General features: G+C 73.0%; 21 protein-coding genes. 1 reads left to right on the forward strand and 20 read right to left on the reverse strand.

Annotated features, from left to right (window positions below):
• From dprA to ADL08_RS19040, 15 genes are all read right to left on the reverse strand, one after another.
• Nucleotides 1-1048 (reverse strand): DNA-processing protein DprA (dprA, locus tag ADL08_RS18970; protein WP_078970577.1); only part of this gene is annotated, 1048 nt, incomplete at its 3' end.
• Nucleotides 1045-2676: a YifB family Mg chelatase-like AAA ATPase gene (locus ADL08_RS18975; protein WP_053644489.1), complete on the reverse strand. Its 1632-nt coding sequence runs from the start codon at nucleotides 2674-2676 to the stop codon at nucleotides 1045-1047. The genes dprA and ADL08_RS18975, both read right to left, overlap by 4 nt.
• Before the next feature lies 1 nt (nucleotide 2677).
• Entirely contained in the window at nucleotides 2678-3061 is a 384-nt protein-coding gene (locus ADL08_RS18980) for a YraN family protein (RefSeq protein ID WP_053644491.1), read from the reverse strand.
• 141 nt (nucleotides 3062-3202) lie between these two features.
• The gene (locus ADL08_RS18985) at nucleotides 3203-3511 is read right to left on the reverse strand and encodes a DUF2469 domain-containing protein (protein ID WP_005311352.1); all 309 of its coding nucleotides are present in this window, start codon (nucleotides 3509-3511) and stop codon (nucleotides 3203-3205) included.
• A 55-nt stretch (nucleotides 3512-3566) separates the two neighbouring features.
• Nucleotides 3567-4052 carry an NUDIX hydrolase gene (locus tag ADL08_RS18990; protein WP_053644493.1) on the reverse strand — a complete coding sequence of 162 codons (486 nt, stop codon included), beginning with the start codon at nucleotides 4050-4052 and terminating at the stop codon, nucleotides 3567-3569.
• 161 nt (nucleotides 4053-4213) lie between these two features.
• Nucleotides 4214-4978 carry a signal peptidase I gene (lepB, locus tag ADL08_RS18995; RefSeq protein ID WP_053644495.1) on the reverse strand — a complete coding sequence of 255 codons (765 nt, stop codon included), beginning with the start codon at nucleotides 4976-4978 and terminating at the stop codon, nucleotides 4214-4216.
• A 53-nt stretch (nucleotides 4979-5031) separates the two neighbouring features.
• A complete protein-coding gene (gene lepB / locus ADL08_RS19000; protein WP_053644497.1) occupies nucleotides 5032-5952 on the reverse strand; it encodes a signal peptidase I in 921 nt (306 codons plus the stop codon).
• Nucleotides 5921-6892: a signal peptidase I gene (lepB, locus tag ADL08_RS19005; RefSeq protein WP_053644500.1), complete on the reverse strand. Its 972-nt coding sequence runs from the start codon at nucleotides 6890-6892 to the stop codon at nucleotides 5921-5923. Before lepB (ADL08_RS19005) ends, lepB (ADL08_RS19000) begins: the two co-directional genes overlap by 32 nt.
• Nucleotides 6885-7760, reverse strand: a complete 876-nt coding sequence (gene lepB, locus ADL08_RS19010; RefSeq protein ID WP_053644502.1) for a signal peptidase I — start codon at nucleotides 7758-7760, stop codon at nucleotides 6885-6887. Before lepB (ADL08_RS19010) ends, lepB (ADL08_RS19005) begins: the two co-directional genes overlap by 8 nt.
• Nucleotides 7761-7829: 69 nt before the next feature.
• Nucleotides 7830-8180 (reverse strand): 50S ribosomal protein L19, encoded by a 351-nt coding sequence (gene rplS, locus ADL08_RS19015; protein WP_053644504.1) that lies wholly within the window; start codon nucleotides 8178-8180, stop codon nucleotides 7830-7832.
• Nucleotides 8181-8309: 129 nt separating this feature from the next.
• Complete coding sequence (trmD, locus tag ADL08_RS19020) at nucleotides 8310-9131, reverse strand: tRNA (guanosine(37)-N1)-methyltransferase TrmD (RefSeq protein WP_053644506.1); 822 nt, start codon at nucleotides 9129-9131, stop codon at nucleotides 8310-8312.
• Nucleotides 9128-9757, reverse strand: coding sequence for a ribosome maturation factor RimM (gene rimM / locus ADL08_RS19025; protein ID WP_053644509.1), 630 nt, complete (start codon nucleotides 9755-9757; stop codon nucleotides 9128-9130). The genes trmD and rimM overlap by 4 nt, the downstream gene beginning before the upstream one ends.
• Nucleotides 9758-9865: 108 nt before the next feature.
• Entirely contained in the window at nucleotides 9866-10105 is a 240-nt protein-coding gene (locus tag ADL08_RS19030) for an RNA-binding protein (RefSeq protein ID WP_004944869.1), read from the reverse strand.
• Between the two features lie 2 nt (nucleotides 10106-10107).
• Nucleotides 10108-10551 (reverse strand): 30S ribosomal protein S16, encoded by a 444-nt coding sequence (rpsP, locus tag ADL08_RS19035; protein WP_053644511.1) that lies wholly within the window; start codon nucleotides 10549-10551, stop codon nucleotides 10108-10110.
• A gap of 154 nt (nucleotides 10552-10705) precedes the next feature.
• Nucleotides 10706-11299 carry a hypothetical protein gene (locus tag ADL08_RS19040; protein ID WP_053644513.1) on the reverse strand — a complete coding sequence of 198 codons (594 nt, stop codon included), beginning with the start codon at nucleotides 11297-11299 and terminating at the stop codon, nucleotides 10706-10708.
• Between the two features lie 432 nt (nucleotides 11300-11731).
• On the opposite strand from ADL08_RS19040, the gene ADL08_RS19045 reads away from it, so the two are divergent.
• Complete coding sequence (locus tag ADL08_RS19045) at nucleotides 11732-12463, forward strand: class I SAM-dependent methyltransferase (RefSeq protein ID WP_053644516.1); 732 nt, start codon at nucleotides 11732-11734, stop codon at nucleotides 12461-12463.
• 21 nt (nucleotides 12464-12484) lie between these two features.
• Here the strand turns inward: ADL08_RS19045 and ftsH are convergent, their stop codons facing one another.
• The 5 genes from ftsH to ADL08_RS19070 all read right to left on the reverse strand — a co-directional run bounded on the left by ftsH (nucleotide 12485) and on the right by ADL08_RS19070 (nucleotide 20535).
• Nucleotides 12485-14443, reverse strand: a complete 1959-nt coding sequence (gene ftsH, locus ADL08_RS19050; protein WP_053644518.1) for an ATP-dependent zinc metalloprotease FtsH — start codon at nucleotides 14441-14443, stop codon at nucleotides 12485-12487.
• A gap of 209 nt (nucleotides 14444-14652) precedes the next feature.
• Complete coding sequence (gene ffh, locus ADL08_RS19055; protein ID WP_053644519.1) at nucleotides 14653-16206, reverse strand: signal recognition particle protein; 1554 nt, start codon at nucleotides 16204-16206, stop codon at nucleotides 14653-14655.
• Between the two features lie 129 nt (nucleotides 16207-16335).
• Nucleotides 16336-18828 (reverse strand): [protein-PII] uridylyltransferase, encoded by a 2493-nt coding sequence (locus ADL08_RS19060; protein WP_053644521.1) that lies wholly within the window; start codon nucleotides 18826-18828, stop codon nucleotides 16336-16338.
• 22 nt (nucleotides 18829-18850) lie between these two features.
• Nucleotides 18851-19189 carry a P-II family nitrogen regulator gene (locus ADL08_RS19065; protein WP_053644524.1) on the reverse strand — a complete coding sequence of 113 codons (339 nt, stop codon included), beginning with the start codon at nucleotides 19187-19189 and terminating at the stop codon, nucleotides 18851-18853.
• Complete coding sequence (locus tag ADL08_RS19070) at nucleotides 19186-20535, reverse strand: ammonium transporter (RefSeq protein WP_053644526.1); 1350 nt, start codon at nucleotides 20533-20535, stop codon at nucleotides 19186-19188. Before ADL08_RS19070 ends, ADL08_RS19065 begins: the two co-directional genes overlap by 4 nt.
• Nucleotides 20536-20745: the final 210 nt, after the last annotated feature.

The raw sequence follows: 20745 nt of genomic DNA on the forward strand, positions 1-20745 counted from the left end.
GTACGGCTTCCAGGACGTGGGCCGCGGCGGGGGCGAGGAGGGCGCGGGGAAGGACGGGTCCCCGGCGCGCCGGGGCGAGCTGGCCCATGTCCCCGACGAGTTCGACGATCTCCTCGGCGTCGGTGACGAGGGTGGCGTCGCCCCTGAGGAGTTCGTGGACGCCCGCGGAGAGCGCGCTGGTGACCGGTCCGGGCACGCCCATGGTGTGGCGGCCGAGCCGGGTGGCGGCGCGGGCGGTGGAGAGGGAGCCGCTGCGGTGCCGGGCCTCGACGACGACGGTTCCGCGGGTGAGGGCGGCGATGACGCGGTTGCGGAGGATGAAGCGGCTGGGGGTCGGATGGCTTCCGGGCGGCAACTCGCCGACGACGAGGCCTTGTTCGGCGACGCGCCGGATGAGCCGGTCGTGGCCGCGGGGGTAGGGGACGTCGATGCCGCAGGCGAGGACGGCGACGGTGGCGCCGCCGGCGGCGAGGGCTCCCCGGTGGGCGGCGCCGTCGATGCCGTAGGCGGCTCCGGAGACGACGACCCAGCCCTTTCTCGCGAGGTCGGTGGCGAGGCCGGTGGCGAGGTGGGCGCCGTAGGGGGTGCAGGCGCGGGCGCCGACGAGGGCGACGGAGCGCAGGGCCCAGGTGCGCAGGTCGGCGGGGCCCCGGAGCCAGAGGCCGAGGGGGCGGGCGTCTCCGAGGTCGTCGAGCTGCCGGGGCCATTCGGTGTCGCCGGGGATGAGGAAGCGGCCGCCGAGGGCGTGGACGGTGTCGAGGTCGCGGGCGGGTTCGGCGGCGGTGGCGCGCAGCTGCCAGGAGGCGACGCGTCTGCGGCCGGTGCCGGGGAAGGCCTCTTCGCCGGAAGAGCCGAAAGAACCGGTGGAGGCGGAAAGATCGGTGGAGGTGAAGGTGGAGTTGGCGGTGTCGGGCCGGAGGAGCCGTTCGAGGAAGCCGGTGGCTCCGTAGTGGCGGATCCAGCGGCCCGCGTGCTCGTCGCCGGGTTCGACGGTGCGGGTGAGGGCGGCGCGGGCGAGCCGCTCGTCCATGGGCGCGGTCGAGGTCATGCGCGGCCTCCCCTTCCCACGGGTACGCCGCTTCCCACGGGCACGCCGCGGGTGACGCCGGTGCGCATCTCCAGGGCGAGGGCGACGTCCCGGCCGTCGGGCCGGTCGTGCCCCGCCAGGTCGGCGACGGTCCACGCGACGCGCAGAACGCGGTCGAGGCCGCGGGCGGTGAGCAGTCCGCGCTCGATGTCGCGTTCGGCCTCGGCGAGGGCTCCGGGCGCGGCGTGGTGGCGGGTGCGGAGCTCGTGGCCGGGGATCTCGCTGTTGACCCTCCAGGGGGTGTCGGCGAGACGGGCGGCGGCCCGGTCGCGGGCCTCGCGGACGCGTGCGGCGACGGTGGCGGTGGGCTCTCCCCTGCCGCCCTGCCCGAGGAGGTCGGCGCGGGTGACGGGCTCGGCCTCGACGCGGAGGTCGACCCGGTCGAGCAGGGGCCCGGAGAGGCGCGCCTGGTAGCGGCGGACGAGCGAGGGCGGGCATTCGCAGCCGGCGCCGTGCAGGGTGTGCCGTCCGCAGGGGCAGGGGTTGGCGGCGAGGGCCAGCAGGAAGCGGGCCGGGAGGCGGACGACGCCCGCGGCGCGGGCGATGACGACGTGCCCGGATTCGAGGGGCTGGCGGAGCGCGTCGAGTGCCTTGCCCGAGAACTCGGGGGCCTCGTCGAGAAAGAGGATGCCGCGGTGGGCGAGGGAGACGGCGCCGGGCCTGGGGAGTCCGTTTCCGCCGCCGACGAGGGACTGCATGGTGGCGGAGTGGTGGGGCGCGCAGTAGGGGGCACGGCGGACGAGGGGTTCGCCGGGCGGGAGGATGCCGGCGACGGAGTGGACGGCGGTGACCTCCAGGGACTCCTGGCGGGTGAGGGGCGGGAGGATGCCGGGGAGCCGTTCGGCCAGCATGGTCTTCCCCGCTCCGGGCGGACCGGAGAGCAGCAGGTGGTGGCTGCCGGCGGCGGCGATCTCCAGGGCGCGGCGGGCGTGGTGCTGGCCGGCGACGTCGGCGAGGTCGGGTCCTTCGGCGGGGTCGGCGGCGAGTCCGGTGCCGATGCCGGCGCCGGGGACGAGGAGTCCGGCGAGCATGGCGTCGGGCCGTCCCTCTTCGGTGGGTTCCTCGTCGGGGACGGGTTCGTCGGTGAGGACGGCGATCAGCTGGCGGAGGCTGCGGACGCCGAGGACGGAGACGCCGGGGACGAGCGAGGCCTCGCCCGCGGTCTGTTCGGGGACGACGACCTGCCGGTATCCGGCGTCGGCGGCGGCGAGGACGGCGGGCAGGATGCCGCGGACGGGGCGGACGCGTCCGTCGAGTCCGAGTTCGCCGATGAGGACGAGGTCGGCGATGGTGCGCGGGTCGATGCGTTCGGCGGCGCCGAGGACGGCCGCCGCGACGGCCAGGTCGAATCCGCTGCCGCCCTTGGGGACGGACGCCGGGCTGAGGCCGACGGTGAGCTTCTTCTGGGGCCATTCGGCGCCGGAGTTGACGACGGCGGCGCGGACGCGGTCGCGGCTCTCGGTGAGGCTCTTGTCGGGGAGGCCGACGAGGGCGAAGGCGGCGACGCCGGGTTCGAGGTCGGCCTGGACCTCGACGACGACGCCCTCGACGCCGACGAGGGCCACGGAGCAGGTGCGGGCGAATCCCATCTCACGCCACCCCCTGGGCGTGGGTGAGGACGGGGGCGCCGCGGCGGGGCAGGACGATGCCGACGAGGTCGATGCGGACGCCGCCGGCGGGGGCCGGGGCGCCGCTGCGGTCGAGCCAGCAGTCGGCGAGGCGGCGGAGCCGTTCGGCCTTGCGGGGCGTGACGGCGGCCATCGGGTGTTCGTAGGCTCCGTGGCGCCGGGTCTTGACCTCGCAGATGACGAGGGTGTCGCCGTCGCGGGCGACGATGTCGATCTCGCCGGTCCGGCCGCAGCGCCAGTTGCGGGCGAGGATGTGCATGCCGGTCGCGGTGAGCCGGCGGGTCGCCAGCTCCTCCCCGTACCGTCCGAGCGCGCGGGTGGCGCTGGTCTTGTCGGTCGTGTTCATACGGACCACCTCCGTCACCGACTGTGACGGGGTGGGGCGTTTCGTGTGCGGGGCTGTGGACGGCCGAGGGGCTGTGGAGAACTCCCTCACTCGTGGGGGTGGCCCCGGGGTGGTCCTCCTGCGGCGTCTCCGCCGTCGTCCTCAGCTGCCGGGAAGTTCGAGGTCGCTCTTGTTGAGCTCCTCAATGTTCACGTCCTTGAACGTGAGGACGCGGACCTGCTTGACGAACCTGGCCGGCCTGTACATGTCCCAGACCCAGGCATCGGCCATGCTGACCTCGAAGAAGACCTCCCCCTGCACCGAGTGCACCTGCATCTCGTAGTCGTTGGTGAGGTAGAAACGCCGCTCGGTCTCGATCACGTATTTGAACAGGCCGACGACGTCGCGGTACTCCCGGTAGAGCTTCAGCTCCATCTCGGTCTCGTACTTCTCGAGGTCCTCGGCGCTCATGGCATGTTCCCCTTCAGCCGTGCGTCCCCCTATTGTGCGCCAGCCGTACGCGTCCCTAAACGATTTCCGGGGCGAGGGCGACCGGTGCACGCGGAGGTCCCTCGTCGAGCAGCGTGCGCAGCAGCTCGGCGAGCCTGGTCGGGTACACCGTCTCACGGGCGGCCGACAGTTCGGCGGAGGTCCACCATCTCAGGCCCGAGAGGCTGCGGGTCTCCAGCTCCGTGAGGGCCCGCGGGCCGGGCGCGGCCCCGGTCGGGCGGGTGCGGGCCAGGTAGTACCACTCGTCCTGGTCCCAGCGGCGTCCGTCGAAGGGGAAGGAGCAGTGCCGGGTCCAGAGGACGGGCCCGAGGTCGGCTTCGGTGATGCCGGTCTCCTCCGCGAGCTCGCGCAGCGCCGCCGCTTCCGGGGTCTCGTCGCCCTCCAGGCCTCCGCCGGGGGTGAACCACCAGGAGAGACCGGGATCGTCGGGCTCGTGGCCGTGCAGCAGCAGGACCCGGTCGTCGGGGTCGAGCAGGACGACCCGCGCGACCTTCCGCACCACGCGCCCCGCACCCGGCGCGGAGCCCTCCGCACCGGACGGAAGCTCCCCGGCGGGATCCCCGGCGGCCTCCCCCGCACCCGGCGCGCGCCCTCCGGCACCCTCCGCCACGGGCTCCCCCGCAGGCTTTTCCGCGCAATCCCCCGCGTCCCCCGCACGTCCCGTCATACCCCTGCCCTCTCCCGCGTCCCGGCCCGCCGGGCGTCCGGTCGCCGGCCCAGGAGCCGCTTCACCGGTCCGTACGCGGCCCCCGCGAAGACCAGTATGCCGCCGGCCGCGATCATCGTGAGGAGGGTCTTGAACGGCCCCGGCCGCGAGAGGCCGCCCGGCAGGTCGGCGAAGCCCGTCGGGCGGTCCAGGAGGCCCTTGGCCGGCCAGACGACGGCGTCGACCCTGGCGACGACCGTGGAGCGGGGCACGGAGCCCTGGCCGGCCTCTTCGAGGTGGCTGCGGGAGTCGAGGGAGGTGTGCCGGTCGTCGCCGAGGAGGAAGAGGCTGCCTTCGGGGACCTTCACGGAGAACTCCTGGCCGGAGGCGACCGCCCGGCCGCTCGTCCCGGCCCTGAGGTACGGCTCGTCGACGGCCTTGCCGTCGACGGTGAGCCGCCCGTCCCCGCCGCAGCAGGCGACGGTGTCGCCGCCGACGGCCACGACCCGCTTGACCATGGGAGAGGAGCTCCAGAGGGGGTCGTCGAAGACGACGACGTCGCCGCGCTTCACCTCGGCCCCGTCGACGCGCTCGGCCAGCACGCGGGAGTTGACGTCGAGGGTGGGGGTCATGGAGTCGCTGGGGACGGTGTACGGCCGGTAGAGCAGGGCCCCCCAGACGAACCCGCCGAGGAAGAGCGCACAGCCGACGGCCACGGCCAGCCCCGACAGCACGCTGCCGAGGCGGCCGTGGCCGTCCTTGGTCCGTATGGTTCCGCTCATGTGCACCCCAGAGGTCTGTCGACGGTCCGGGACGGCACATTACCCGCGGGTCGTTACCCGGCGGTATGCCTCGCGAGCTGCTTCTTCCGGCGCCACAGCACCAGCGGGAGCGCTCCGGCGAGGCTCGCCGCGCCGAGCGGGGCGGCGGCCATCGCCTTGTTGAGGGCGGGGTCGTCGAAGACGGTGGGCACCGGGAGCGTGGCCCAGCGGGTGACCGGCCAGGCGACGACGACGGCGCGGCCCACGACCAGGTCGTCGGCGACGGTGCCGCCGCCGGGGAGCTCCTGGTGGAAGCGGGAGTCCAGGGAGTTCTGGCGGTTGTCGCCCATGACCCAGATGCGGCCCTCGGGGACCTTGATCGGGCCGAAGGAGTCCTGGCAGGGCACGGAGCCGGGGTAGAGGTACGCGGTCTCGTCGAGCGGCACGCCGTTGAGGACGACCTTGCCGCCCTCCTTGCAGGAGACGGTGTCGCCGCCGACCGCGATGACGCGCTTGATGAGGTCCTTCTCCTCGGCGGACGGCATGAGGCCGATGAAGCTGAGGAACTTCTGCACGACGTTCGGCTTGGGCGTCGCCGCGGTCTCCAGCCAGCCGCCCGGGTCGTGGAAGACGACGACCTCGCCGCGCTCGGGCTCGGAGCCGAACCACGGGGTCAGTTTGTCGACGAGGACCCGGTCGCCCTTCTTGAGGGTGTTCATCATCGATTCCGAGGGGATCGAGAACGCCTGCACCAGGAAGGTCTTGATCAGCAGGGCGAGCACCAGCGCGATGCCGACGAGGAGGGGCAGTTCCTTCCAGAAGGACCGCTGCTTCTTGGGGGCCCTGCCGGACCGGCCCGTCCCGTCGTCGTGCGGCGTCCCGCCGCCGTGCGACACCTCGTCATCCGTCACGTTGCCACCCGCCACGTCGTCAGCCCTGGCCTCGTCGGCCCTCTTCTCGGGCTCATCGTGTCCGGATCGTGCGCCGACGGCCAAATCCCCCACATCCACTCCTCAGTCCGTGCGAACGCCTGCCCCGGAACAGGGACAGGCCCACCACTCCCATAACGAGCAGAAGTTCCGCAGGGGTCGGGAGCCCGGGCAATCCGTTCAGATTCCGCTGGGACACACTATGCGACGCACCGGACGCGTCACCGGCACCCGCACCGGCGTCGGGCACTCCGGCGAAGGTCCCCCGTTCCTCCAGGCCCCGCCAGTGGCCGACGGGCCAGACGATCGCCACGGCACGTCCCACGACCTGGTCCTCCGCGACCGTGCCGTGGTCCTTCTCGTCGAGGTGGAAGCGGGAGTCGGCCGAGTCGGAGCGGTGGTCGCCGAGGACGAAGATCCGGCCCTCGGGGACCTTCACCTCGAAGGGGATGGTGGACGGCGCGTTCCCCGGATGGAGGTACGGCTCGTCCAGCGGTACGCCGTTGACGGTGAGCCGCCCGTCCTCGCCGCAGCAGCGGACGGTGTCGCCGCCGACGGCCACGACCCGCTTGATGAGGTCCCGCTCGTCGGCCGAGGGCAGCAGTCCGATGAAGGTCAGTGCCTGTTTGGCCTGCTTGATGCCGACGGGGTCGTCGGCGGGCGGCGCGGGGTCCTGGTGGAGCCAGTTGCCGGGGTCCTTGAAGACGACGACGTCGCCGCGCTGCGGGCGGGAGCCGAACCAGGGGGTGAGCTTGTCGACGAGGACCCGGTCCTGGATCCGGATCGTCTGCTCCATGGAGCCGGAGGGGATGACGAACGCCTGGACGAGGAAGGTCTTGAGGACGAGGGCGATGAGCACCGCGACCGTGGCCAGGATCGGGATCTCCCGGATCGCGGAGCGCTGCCGGCGCCGCTTGACCTTGCGGGCGAGCTTGCGCCGTTCGGCCCGTCCGGGCAGCTCGGCGGCGTGGGCGGCTCCGCCGGCCGGGCGGCCCCGGCTACCCACGGGTTCCCGCCCCGCCGCCTCCGGGGCCCGTCGGGTGTCCGCCGGCCGGTGGCGCCGGTACGGCGTCGAAGGCGTCCGTGCCCGCCACCCCGGTCCAGCGGCCGAAGGGCCAGGCGATCCAGTCGGCGCGTCCGACGACCTTCTCGACGGGGACCATGCCGCCGCCGGGGCTGCCCAGGTGGTCCCGGGAGTCGCTGGACTGGCTGCGGTGGTCGCCCATGACCCAGAGCCTGTCCGCGGGGACGACGATGTCGAAGGGAACGCCGGAGGGCGGGTCGCCCGGCATCAGGTACCGCTCCACGACGGTGGTGCCGTTGACGGTGAGCCGGCCGTCCTTGTCGCAGCAGACGACCCGGTCGCCGCCGGTGCCGACGACCCGCTTCACGAAGTCGGTCTCGGCGGGCTCCGCGAGTCCGAGGGCGGCGGCCGCGTCGCGCAGCGGGCCGGTGACGGGGTCGCCCCCGGCCTCCTCCCGCACGAAGGACCCCGTGCCGTCGAAGACGACGACGTCGCCGCGGCGCGGCTCGTCCCCGAAGCGGTACGCCAGTCTGTTCACCAGGATCCGGTCGCCGACCCGGAGCGTCGGTTCCATGGAGCGGCTGGGGATCAGGAAGGGCTGCACCACGAAGTGGCTCAGGAGCAGCAGGAAGGCCACGCAGGCGCCGCCCAGGAGGGCCGTGCGCCGCCAGGAGGGCCCGCCCGCGGAGTCCTCGGAGTCCTCGGAGTGCCCGGAGTCCTCGGAGCCCTCGGAGCCCTCAAAGTGCCCGGAAACGCGCGCGGAGCGCGGCCCTTCCTCCGTACCGGAGTCCCTGTCGGGGTCCGTGTCGGAAGAGGGGCCGCGCTCCGTGTGCTGTGCTTCGGTGTCCATCGCCGGGCAAGCCTATCCGGCCTGTCCGTGCGGGGAGTCGGAAGCGTGACGCGCGCCGGGAGCCGGGGCTCAGCGGTCGCGCTTCTCCTTGATCTTGGCGGCCTTGCCGCGCAGCTCGCGGAGGTAGTAGAGCTTGGCGCGACGGACGTCACCGCGGGTCACGAGCTCGATCTTCTCGAAGATCGGGCTGTTGACCGGGAAGGTGCGCTCGACGCCGACGGAGAACGAGACCTTGCGGACCGTGAAGGTCTCGCTGACGCCCGAGCCCTGGCGGCGGATGACGACGCCCTTGAACTGCTGGATGCGGGAGCGGCTGCCCTCGATGACGCGCACGTGGACGTTGACGGTGTCGCCCGGGCGGAAGGCGGGGAGGTCGGAGCGGAGCGAACCCGCGTTGACCTGGTCGAGCAGGGAGGCCATGGAGGTCTCTTTCCTCGCTGATGCCACAGGTCATCAGCGGTGCGTTCGAAGATGGTTTCGGAGACCGTCCGCTCCTGGCGGCGTCGTTCCCCCTGTGGCAGGGGCGCGCGCCGGACGGACGGCAGCGGCCTATTCTTCCACGCCCTCGACCCTGCGCCAAAATCGGCCGCCGGGCTCGGGGGCCCACCCCATCATGGAGAGGATCTCCCGGTCCTTCTTGTCGAAGGCGGCCGGGTCGCAGCGCTCGATGAGGTCGGGCCGGTGGGCCGCGGTACGGCGGAAGGCCTCGTCGCGCCGCCAGCGGGCGATCTTCCCGTGGTGGCCGCTGAGGAGGACGTCGGGGATGTCCCGGCCGCGCCACTCGGGGGGCTTGGTGTAGACGGGGCCCTCCAGGAGGTTGGCCATGGCCCCGGGGGCGAAGGAGTCGTCCCGGTGGGACTCGGCGTTGCCGAGGACGCCGGGCAGGAGGCGGGCGACGGCCTCGGTGACGACGAGGACGGCGGCCTCGCCGCCGGCCAGGACGTAGTCGCCGATGGAGACCTCGTAGACCGGCATCCGGGTCGCGTACTCGTCCACGACGCGGCGGTCGATGCCCTCGTAGCGGGCCGGGGTGAAGATCAGCCAGGGCCGCTCGGAGAGTTCGACGGCCAGTTCCTGGGTGAAGGGGCGGCCGCTGGGGGTGGGGACGACGAGGACGGGGCCGTGGGCGCCGCCCTCGTAGCCGTCGGCGAGCGTCTGGTCGAGCGCGTCGCCCCAGGGCCCGGTCTTCATGACCATGCCGGGGCCGCCGCCGTACGGTGTGTCGTCGACGGTGTTGTGCCGGTCGTACGTCCACGCGCGCAGGTCGTGGACGTGGACGTCGAGCTGTCCGCGCGCGCGTGCCTTGCCGACGAGGGAGACGTTCAGCGGTTCGAGGTACTCGGGGAAGATCGTGACGACGTCGAGCCTCATGCCCGCTCCCCGCCGTTCTCCCGGGACTCCTCGGAATCGGATCCCTCGGACTCGGGCTCCTCGGACTCGGACCCCTCGGACTCCTCGGGCTCTTCGCGGGAGGAGGCGATCTCGGCGCGGTCGTCGATCAGGCCGGGCGGCGGGTCGATCACGGCCCGCTGCTCCTCCAGGTCGATCTCGGTGACGATCTCCCCGACGAAGGGGATCATCAGCTCGGTGCCGTCGGGGCGTTCGACGATGAAGAGGTCCTGGGACGGCAGGTGGGAGATCTCGGTGATCCGCCCGATCTCGGTGCCGTCGGCGAGGACGACGTCGAGGTCGATCAGCTGGTGGTCGTAGTACTCGTCCTCCTCCTCGGGCATCTCCGTGGGGTCGACCTCGGCGATGAGGAGGGTGTTGCGCAGGGCCTCGGCGGCGGTGCGGTCGCGGACGCCCTCGAAGCGCAGCAACAGGCGGCCGCTGTGGACGCGGCCGGTCTCGATGGTCAGCGGCCCGGTGGAGGCCGGTTCGGTGAGCAGGACGGCGCCGGGGCCGAGCCTGAGCTCGGGCTCGTCCGTCCGCACCTCGACGTTGACCTCGCCCTTGATGCCGTGGGCGCGCCCGATCCGCGCGACTACCAACTGCACTGCTTCACTCTCTCCTGTCACACGGCTCGTACGACAACGGGCCGGGGCGGGCTCGTAAGCCCTCCCCGGCCCGTGCCGGCACAACTCAAGGTGATGCTGCCGAACTTCTCAGCGGACCTGGTCCACGTCGACGAGGTCGACCCGGATCCCACGGCCGCCGATGGCCCCCACGACGGTGCGCAGCGCGCGCGCGGTGCGGCCGTTGCGGCCGATCACCTTGCCGAGGTCGTCGGGGTGGACCCGGACCTCCAGCACGCGGCCCCGGCGCAGGGTGCGCGAGGCGACCTGCACCTCGTCGGGGTTGTCGACGATGCCCTTCACGAGGTGTTCGAGAGCCTCCTCGAGCATGATCAGGCCTCGGTCGACTCGGTGGACGCGGCCTCGGCCTCGTCCGCCTTCTTGTCGGCCTTCTTGGCCTTCGGGGTGATGGCCTCACCCTTGTCGTCGCCGCTCTCGAGGGTCTTCGCGAACTCGTCGAACGAGGCGCGCTTCGCCTCCTTGGTCGCCGGGACGAGCAGAGCCTTCTCGGGGGCCGGGAGGCCCTTGTGCTTCTGCCAGTCGCCGGTGAGCTTCAGGATGGCGAGGACCGGCTCGGTCGGCTGGGCGCCGACGGACAGCCAGTACTGCGCACGCTCGGAGTCGACCTCGATACGCGACGGGTTGTACGTCGGGTGGTAGAGGCCGATCTCCTCGATCGCGCGACCGTCACGACGGGTGCGGGAGTCGGCGACGACGATGCGGTAGTGCGGCTGGCGGATCTTGCCGAGGCGCTTGAGCTTGATCTTGACTGCCACTGGAGTGGTGTCTCCTGGTCTTGACGTGGTTGGGCACTTGAGATGCCACGTGGGGTTGCGGTACTCGGATGCCCGATGGACGCGTCAGCCGGAGGAGAGAGGGGTCCTGTGCGACTGTCGAGTACAGCTAGCCATTGTGCCACACGCCGCGGGGTCAGTTGGCGGCGCCCACCGTCTCCGGGATGCGGAAGGGCTTGCCGCAGCCGCCGCAGACGATCGGGGCCTGGGCCAGCACCGACGGGACCACGCGCACGTTGCGCCCGCAGTCGCAGACGGCCTTGACCCGCACGCCGCCGCCCGAGGAGCCGTGCCGGGCGGCCGGTCCGCGGAAGGAGCGCTTGGTGTCGGCGGCCGTGGCGACCGTGTGGGCCTTGAGGGCGCGGTGGAGCCGTTCGATGGTGGGCCGGTAGCGCCGCCTGGCCTCCGCGTTGAGCGTGACCAGGGAGAAGCCGCTGCTGGCGTGCGGCTCCTCGGGGTGGTCGAGGCCCATCTCCTCGGCGATCGCGAGGAAGCGGCGGTTGTGGTAGCGGCCGGCGCGGGAGGTGTCGCGGACGCCTCTGGCGGCGGCGATGCCGTGGACCGCCTCGTGGAGGAGTCGTTCGAAGGAGAGCTCGGCGCCGCAGGCGGACGAGGACTCTCCGATGAGGGATTCGGGCGCGGCAAGGTCGGGCAGCTCGGGGTGGTGCCGCTGAATGTCGGCCCACGCCTGTGCCAGCTCTGCGGCGAGAACAGGTGGTGTCGTGCTCACGTCGGGTACAACGAGCCGGAGCGCCCCCGGGTTCCATTCCGGGGCATCCCAAATATTTTGCACTTACCAGTCAGTTGCCCTTGATGCGTCCCGACGAGGGCCAGTGCGCCGAACTGCGGAGAAGCCACGCGGGAAGTCCCAAGCGCGTACGTAGCGGCGCATACGCCCCGGCGCGTAGCCCGGCTGCGCGCGCCCCCGGCATCGGAGCCGGCACCGGCACCGGCTCCGAAGGGCCGAGCACGCGCGCCCCCTCGTCGGGGTCCCGGAACGGGCGCGAAGTGTTGCGGGGACATTACCGGGTGCGCGTGCGCGGGCGCACACCGCCCCTCCCCCGGGCGAATCGGTCCGCCCCGACCACTGGACGCGGCCCCGGACGGGGAGTTACCTGACTACGGGGGGCTGTCGTCCGAGCACTGATTGGGGCGCTTTTCCATGACACCTACGCTCGTCCCGCACCACCCCGCGCGCGACTGGGCCGAGATCCAGGAACGGATGCTCGTCCCCCTCTACGAGGCGGTGTACGACCGTCTCGGCGTGGGCAGGGACTCCCGGGTCCTCGGCCTGGGCTGCGGCTCGGGCCTGGCCCTCCTCATGGCGGCCGCGCGGGGCGCCCGGGTGGCCGGCGCGGACCGGGACCACGCGCGCGTGGAGCTGGCCAGGGAGCGGCTCCCGGAGGGCGTCGCCGTCACCGACGGGCCGCCGGAGTGCGCCCCGTACGACGTGGTCACGGCGTTCCACGCGACGGACGGGCTGCTCCCGGAGCTGGCGGCGGTCACCCGTACGGCCCAGCCTGGCACGACCGTCGTCCTCGCCGGCTGGGGGCCGCCGGAGCGGTGCGCCACGGAGCCGGTCCTGCGGGTCGCGGCCCGGCTCGCCGACCGCGGCCCCGCCTCGGGCCCCGGCCCCGACCTGGACGCGCTCGCGGCCGCGGCGGGGCTGCGGCCGGCCGGCTCGGGCCGGGTCGCCTGCCCCTTCGGGTACGCGGACGAGGGCAGCGCGGTGCGGGGGCTGCTCTCCACGGGCGCCTTCGACGAGGCGGTGCGCGCGACCGACCCCTCCCAGGTGGAGAAGGAGATCGAGGAGGCGCTCGCCCCGTACGTCCGCCCGGACGGGACGGTGTGGATGCCGAACGTCTTCCGGTACGTGATCGCCCGCACGCCCTGAACCCCGCGTGCGCCGCTCCCGTCACGCTCCCGGCCGCTCCGGCTTCGGGCCCACGCCCGGCTCGGGGGCCGGTGCCGGGCGGGTGATGCCCGCCGCCCGGTAGGCCGCGTCCTCCTCCAGGGTCTCGTTCGCCAGGAGGGCCTCGGCCAGGGCGTCCAGCCGGTCGCGGTGGTCGTCGAGCTGCCGCAGCGCGACCTCGTAGCACTCGTCGACGATCCGCCGCATCTCCCGGTCGACGGTGTCGAGGGTCGCGGGGGCCGCCGACAGGCCGTACGCCTGCTGGGCGTCGCTCGGGATGGCGGTGAGCCGGCCGACGCGCTCGCTCATCCCCCACCGGCCCGCCATGCCCCGGGCGATGTTGGTGACCTGCTCCAGGTCGCTCTCGGCGCCGGTGGTGATCACGCCGAACACGACCTGCTCGGCCGCCATCCCGCCGAGGGCCCCGACGATCCGGCCGCGCAGGTACTCCTCCGTGTAGGCGTACTTGTCGGCGTCCGGGGTCGACAGGGTGACGCCCAGGGCCCGGCCGCGCGGCACGATGGTGATCTTCCGGACCGGGTCGGCGCCGGGCTGGAGCATGCCGAGCAGGGCGTGGCCGCTCTCGTGGTACGCGGTCCGCCGCCGCTCCTCCTCCGGCATCACCAGGGGCCGCTCCGCGCCCAGCTGGACCTTCTCCAGGGCGTCGGACAGGTCGGACCGCGTGACGGTCCTCTGGTCGCGCTTGACCGCGAGGAGCGCGGCCTCGTTGGCGAGGTTGGCGAGCTCGGCGCCGGTCATGCCGGGGGTCGTCCGGGCCACCTGCTCCAGGTCGACGTCCTCGGCGAGCGGGATCTCCCGGGTGTGGATGCGCAGGATGGCCTCCCGGCCGCCCCGGTCCGGCGGGTTGACGTGGACGATCCGGTCGAAGCGGCCGGGCCGGGTGAGGGCGGGGTCCAGGACGTCGGCGCGGTTGGTGGCGGCGAGGACGATCACCCCCTCGGAGCCGGTGAAGCCGTCCATCTCCGTGAGGATCTGGTTGAGGGTCTGCTCGCGCTCGTCGTGGCCGCCCATCCCGGAGCCGCCGCCCCGGGCCCGGCCGATGGTGTCGATCTCGTCGATGAAGACGATCGCCGGGGCGACCTTGCGGGCCTCCGCGAACAGCTCCCGCACCCGGGAGGCGCCCACGCCCACGATCATCTCGATGAACCCGGAGGCGGAGGCCGAGAAGAACGGCACCCCGGCCTCGCCCGCGACGGCCCGCGCGAGGAGCGTCTTGCCGGTGCCGGGAGGTCCGGCGAGGAGCACACCGCGCGGCATCTTGGCCCCCATCGCCCGGTAGGCGTCCGGGTTCTTGAGGAAGTCGACGACGTCGTTGAGCTCGCCCTCGACCTCGTCGATGCCGGCCACGTCGGCGAAGGTGGTGCGCCTCCCGGTCTCCAGCTCCACCGGCTTGGGCGGCTGCTTGCGGCCCAGCATGCCGCCGGCGCCGCCCATGCCCGCGCTCATCCGGCGGGCGATGAACACCCAGAGCAGGACCAGTAGCAGCATCGGGGCGAGCGAGAGGAGCAGATTGGCGAGGAAGCTGCGCTCCTGGACGACCGGCTCGGCGGTGACGACGACGTTCTGCCTGGTCAGCTGCGCCCACAGGTCGTCGTCGGCGAAGGCGGGCCGCTGGGTGGTGAACTTGGTGTAGTCGCCCTTGCCGTCGGGAACGGGCCGCTTCTCCTTCAGCTGCCCCTGGATCGCGTCGCCCTTGGAGTAGATCTTTGTGACGTTCCCGGCGGCGACCTGCTTGTCGAACTCGGTGTACGAGACCGTCGGACCGTCGCCGTCGTTGAAGAACGACAGGACGATGTTGGTGAGCAGGTACACGACCAGTGCGGTGAGGATCAGCCCGCCCCAGCCGCCCGGCATCCGCTTCTTCGGCGACGGGGGCGGCGGGGCCCCTTCCGAGCGCCAGGGCTGGTCGGTCCGCTCGCGCGGGGGTGCGGGGTCGGCCACGTGACTCTCCTCGGGGCGGCAGTGGCCCCAGTATCGGAGAGGGGGAGGAACCGGGCATCGCGGGCGGTCCGGAGGGATGAAGGGGGACGCGAAGGGGCCCGGGGCGGTTCCGCACCGCCCCGGGCCCCTCCTCGTACGAGCCGTACGAGCCGCACGAGCCGCACGCGCCGTACGAGCCGCACGCGCGCGTCAGAGCGCGTACAGGGCCGTCAGCCCATGAACTTCTTGAACTCGTCCGGCAGCTCGAAGTCCTTCGGGGTCTGCCCCGCCCCGGGCAGACCGAAGGCGCCGCCCTCCTTGGCCTGCTCGCGGCGCTCGGCCGCGGCCTGCTCCTCGGCCTTCCGCTTCATCGGGTTGCCGCTCTTGCGCTTGCCCTTGGCCTGCTTGATCTGCTTCTTCTGCCGGCCGGGGCCGCCGCCCATGCCGGGGATGCCGGGCATGCCCGGGAGGCCGCCGCCCTGGGCCATGCGGGACATCATCTTGCGGGCCTCGAAGAACCGCTCGACCAGCCCCTTGACCGCGCTGACCTCGACGCCGGAACCCTTGGCGATGCGGGCGCGGCGGGAACCGTTGATGAGGGTCGGGTCCTGGCGCTCGGCCGGGGTCATCGACTTGATGATGGCCGCCGTGCGGTCGACGTCCTTCTCGTCGATGTTGTTGATCTGGTCCTTCATCTGGGCCATGCCGGGCAGCATCCCGAGGAGCTTCGAGATGGAGCCCATCTTGCGGACCTGCTCCATCTGGGCCAGGAAGTCGTCGAGCGTGAACTCCTGGCCCTTCTTCGACGCGAGCTTCGAGGCCATCTTGGCGGCCTCTTCCTCGTCGAAGGTCTGCTGGGCCTTCTCGATGAGGGAGAGCATGTCGCCCATGCCGAGGATGCGGGACGCCATGCGGTCCGGGTGGAACGCGTCGAACTCGTCCAGCTTCTCGCCGTTGGAGGCGAACATGATCTGCTTGCCGGTGACGTGCGCGATGGAGAGCGCGGCGCCGCCGCGGGCGTCGCCGTCGAGCTTGGAGAGCACGACGCCGTCGAAGCCGACGCCGTCGCGGAAGGCCTCGGCGGTGTTGACCGCGTCCTGGCCGATCATGGCGTCGACGACGAAGAGGATCTCGTCGGGAGAGACCGCGTCGCGGATGTCCGCGGCCTGCCGCATCAGCTCCTGGTCGATGCCGAGGCGGCCGGCGGTGTCGACGACGACGACGTCGTAGAGCTTGGTGCGCGCGTACTCGACGGAGTCCTTGGCGACCTGGACCGGGTCGCCGACGCCGTTGCCCGGCTGGGGGCCGTAGAAGGCCACGCCCGCGCGGTCGGCGACGACCGAGAGCTGGTTGACGGCGTTGGGCCGCTGGAGGTCGCAGGCGACGAGCAGCGGGGAGTGGCCCTGGCTCTTGAGCCAGAGGCCGAGCTTTCCGGCGAGGGTGGTCTTACCGGCACCCTGGAGACCGGCGAGCATGATCACGGTGGGCGACGTCTTGGCGAACCGGAGGCGGCGGGTCTCGCCGCCCAGGATCCGGACGAGCTCGTCGTTGACGATCTTGATGAACTGCTGCGAGGGGTTCAGGGCCTTGGAGACCTCGACCCCGAGGGCGCGGGTCTTGACCTCCTTGATGAACTCCCGGACGACCGGAAGGGCGACGTCCGCCTCGAGGAGGGCGATGCGGATCTCCCGGGCTGCGCTGTCGATGTCCTGCTCGGACAGACGGCCCTTGCCGCGGAGACTCTTGAAAGTGGCTGCAAGGCGGTCGGAGAGGGTATCGAACACGGCGGTCGCGGATCCTCGGGTGTCGGGGGCGTTCGGATTGCCCTCCAGAGTATCGGGCTGGTCGAAGTGTGCGCCCCCGCCCGCCGGTATGCGGCGCGCGGGGGCGGGCGGGGCGCGGGGCCCCGGAGGTCACCGCAGCGCCGTCTCCAGCGTCCGCGCCAGGTCCACCGCCTCCTCCGGCGGCAGCAGGGAGCCGTCCGGACGGGTCACGTACAGGGTGTCGACGGCGTTGGCGCCCAGGGTGGAGACGTGCGCGCTCCTGACCCGTACCGCCGCTCCCTCCAGGGCGCGGCCGATGCGGTGGAGGAGGCCGGGGGCGTCCTGGGCGCGGACCTCGATGACGGTGGCGAGGCGGGAGTCGGCGGCGGCGACGGTGACGCGGGGCGGCGGGGCGGTGAGGCCCCTGCGCCGGGGATAGGCGGCCTCGCGTTCGGCGAGGCGGGCGGGGATGTCGAGGGAGCCGTCGAGGGCGCGGACGAGGTCGGCGCGGAGCCGGGCGGCCTCGGGCAGGGAGCCGTACTCGGCGGCGACGCGCCAGTCGAGGACGAGGACGGAGCCGGAGCCGGGTCCGGTGGGGAGGTCGACGGCCCGCAGGTCGGCGGCGCGGACGGTGAGGCGGTGCAGGGCGAGGACGCCGGCGACGGCGGGCAGGACGCCGGGCTGGTCGGGCAGGGCGATGACGAGTTCGACGCCGACGGGCTCGGGGGCCGTGTCGGCCGGGCCGGCCTCGTCGGCCTCGTCGGCCTTCTCCTGTCGCTCGGCCTGGGTGTGGAGGGCGAGGACGGGTTCGCCGGTGCGCAGGGCCTCCATGGCGAGGCGTTCCTGTTCGGCGCTGGGGGCGGCGGCCTCGGGGTCGGGCAGGGGTTCGCCCGCGAGGACGCCCGCGACCCGTTTGACCAGGTCGGCGACCAACGAGGCGCGCCAGGAGGACCAGGCGGCGGGGCCGGTGGCGAGGGCGTCGGCCTCGGTGAGGGCGTGCAGGAGCTCCAGGGTGCCGAGGGTGCCGACGGCGGTGGCGACGGCCTGGACGGTGGCGGGGTCGTCGAGGTCGCGCCGGGTGGCGGTCTCGACGAGGAGCAGGTGGTGGCGGACGGCGGTGGCGACGACGGCGGTGTCGGTGCGGTCGAAGCCGACGCGGGCGGCGAGGTCGCGGGCGATGGTCTCGCCGGCGACGGAGTGGTCGCCGGGCCAGCCCTTGCCGATGTCGTGGAGGAGGGCGGCGACGAGGAGGAGGTCGGGGCGGCCGACGCGGCGGGTGAGCGAGGCGGCGCGGACGGCGGTCTCGACGAGGTGGCGGTCGACGGTCCAGGTGTGGACGGGGTTGCGCTGGGGACGGCAGCGGACGCGTTCCCAGTCGGGGAGCAGCCGGGTGACGATCCCCTCGGCCTCCAGGGCCTCCCAGACGGGGACGGTGGCCTCTCCGGCGCCGAGGAGGGTGACGAGTTCCTCGCGCGCCTCGGCGGGCCAGGGCACGGGGAGGGGTTTGGCGGTGGCGGCGAGCCGGCGTACGGCGTGCGGGGAGAGCGGCAGGCCGGACTGGGCGGCCGCGGCGGCGGCCCGCAGGGGCAGGACGGGATCGCGCTCGGGTTTGGCGGTGCGGGCGAGGACGACCTCGCCGTCCATCTCGACGACGCCCTCGGCCAGCGGGGTGCGCTCGACGGGGGGCTTGCCGCCGGAGCGGCCGCCTCCGGACCGGCCGCCGAGGAGGGACCGGAGGCGGGGGCGGGCCGAGCGGGCCTTGAGGACGCGGTTGACCTCGCGCCAGGTGACGTCGGTGGCGTACGAGATGGTCCGGGCGGCCTCGTACACCTCGCGGAGCAGGGTGTCGGCGTCGAGGAGGCCGAGTTCGGCGGCGACGGCGTCCTGTTCCTGGAGGGCGAGCCGGTCGGTGGCGCGGCCGGTGACCAGGTGGAGGGCGTCGCGGGTGTCGAGGAGGCGGCGGCGGGCGCGGTCGAGGCCTTCGCGGGGGGCGTCGGCGAGCCAGGAGGCGGCGACGGCGCGGAGGGCCTGGGCGTCGCGCAGGCCGCCGCGGGCCTCCTTGAGGTCGGGTTCGAGGAGGAACTGGAGCTCGCCCATGCGTTCGGCGCGCTCGCGGCAGAGTTCGTCGAGTTCGGGGAGGCGCTTGGGCGCCTGGTTGCGCCAGTCGGCGAGGACGGTGGTGCGCAGGGCGGCGACGAGTCCGGCGTCTCCGGCGAGGGGCCGGGCGTCGAGGAGGCCGAGGTGGACCTTGAGGTCCTCGGCGGCGGTGGCGCGGGCCTCGGCGGGGGTGCGGACGGAGTGGTCGAGGGCGAGGCCGAGGTCCCAGACGGGGTACCAGATCCGGTCGGCGAGGGCGGCGATCGCGGCCTTGTCGGCGGTGCCGTCGTGGAGCAGGACGAGGTCGAGGTCGCTGCGGGGGGAGAGTTCGGAGCGGCCGTAGCCGCCGACGGCGACGAGGGCGGTGCCGCGGGGCGGCGCGGCGGCGGCGAAGAGGCCGGCCAGCCAGTCGTCGGTGAGCCGGGCGAGGGCGGTACGGCGCGGCGGCCCGGACCGCTCCTTCTCGTGGAGGAGGAGCAGCCGGGCCGCCGCGTAACCGCCGGGTCCCGAATCTTCGTTCTGTGCGCTGACTTCGAGGCTCGTCACCCGGCGGCTCCTCACGTGTTTCCTACAGTGCGTCCGGACCGCGCTCGCCGGTGCGGACCCGTACGGCGGTCTCGACCGGCACGCTCCACACCTTGCCGTCTCCGATCTTGCCGGTTCGGGCGGCCTTGACGACGACGTCGACGAGCTGTTCGGCGTCCTCGTCCTCGACGAGGACCTCGATGCGGATCTTGGGGACCAGGTCGACGGTGTACTCGGCGCCCCGGTAGACCTCGGTGTGGCCGCGCTGGCGGCCGTAGCCGCTGGCCTCGGTGACGGTGAGGCCGTGGACGCCGAACGCCTGGAGGGCCTCCTTGATCTCGTCGAGCCGGTGCGGCTTCACGACCGCGGTGATGAGCTTCATGCGTCCACCTTCTTGTTCTGCGTGACGGCCGGGGCGGGGGCGGCGGCGGTGGTGCGGGAGGAGGTGCCGCCGCCGGCTCCGCTGAAGTCGTACGCGGTCTCGGCGTGCTCGACCTGGTCGATGCCGGAGACCTCGTCGTCCTCGCTGACCCGCATCCCGATCGTCTTGTCGACGATCAGGGCGAGGATCGCGGAGGCGATCAGAGAGTAGGCGAGGACCGCGAAGACGCCGACCGCCTGCTTGCCGAGCTGCTCCGGGCCGCCGCCGTAGAAGAGGCCCTTGACGTCGGACTGGACGCCGCCGGTGGCGAAGAAGCCGACGAGGAGGGAGCCGACGACACCGCCGACGAGGTGGACGCCGACGACGTCGAGGGAGTCGTCGTAGCCGAACTTGTACTTGAGGCCGACGGCCATGGCGCACAGGAGGCCGGCGACGGCGCCGACGGCGATGGCGCCGAGGGGGCTGACGGCGCCGCCGGCGGGGGTGATGGCGACGAGGCCGGCGACCGCGCCGGAGGCGGCGCCGAGGGTGGTGAAGGAGCCGTGGCGGATCTTCTCGTACGCGAGCCAGGCGAGCATGGCGGCGGCGGTGGCGACCTGGGTGTTGACGAACATCACGGCGCCCACGCCGTCGTCGTTGCCGAGCCAGGAGCCGGCGTTGAAGCCGAACCAGCCGAACCAGAGGAGCGCGGCGCCCAGCATGACCAGCGGGAGGCTGTGCGGGCGCATCGGGTCCTTCTTGAAGCCGACGCGCTTGCCGATGACGAGGATGACGCCGAGGGCGGCGGCGCCGGCGTTGATGTGGACGGCCGTGCCGCCGGCGAAGTCGATGACGCCCATCTCGAAGAGCCAGCCGCCGGAGCCCCAGACCCAGTGGGCGACGGGGAAGTACACGACGGTGACCCAGAGGGTGATGAAGAGGGCCCAGGCGGTGAACTTGACGCGGTCGGCGAGGGCGCCGCTGATGAGGGCGGGGGTGATCACCGCGAACATCAGCTGGAAGACGGCGAAGACGTAGACGGGGATGGTGTAGCCGTCCCACAGCTCGGTGATCCCGATGCCGCTGAGGCCGACGTAGTCGGAGGACCAGCCGACGATCGAGCCGACGTCGGTGCCGAAGGCGATGCTGAAGCCGTAGAGCACCCACAGGATCGTGACGATCCCGAGGCTGACGAAGCTCATCATCAGCATGTTGAGGGTGGACTTGACGCGGACCATGCCTCCGTAGAAGAAGGCGAGTCCCGGGGTCATCAGCATGACCAGGGCGGAGCAGATGAGCATGAACCCGGTGTTGGCGGCGGACAGCGCGGGGGCGTCTGCGGCCAGGGTCGTGACGGCTGGTGCCATCGGCGTCTCCTCGTCGTCGGTACGGCCTGTGCGGGGCGGGGCCGGAGAGCGGCCGGCCGTGAGGGATGGCCGGTTATGGGCCAGAGGTTCGCGCAGCGCGGTTTCCGGCGGTGCCGCTCGATGTTTCGGAGCCGTGACGAAGGGGTGGGGCGTGTTACGTGACCGTGAACACGCGGGTCACGGGCAGGTAACGGCGTACTCTCCGCGCGT

Origin of the sequence: Streptomyces sp. NRRL F-6492 (assembly GCF_001280125.1) — a bacterium.
GTDB lineage: Bacteria > Actinomycetota > Actinomycetes > Streptomycetales > Streptomycetaceae > Streptomyces.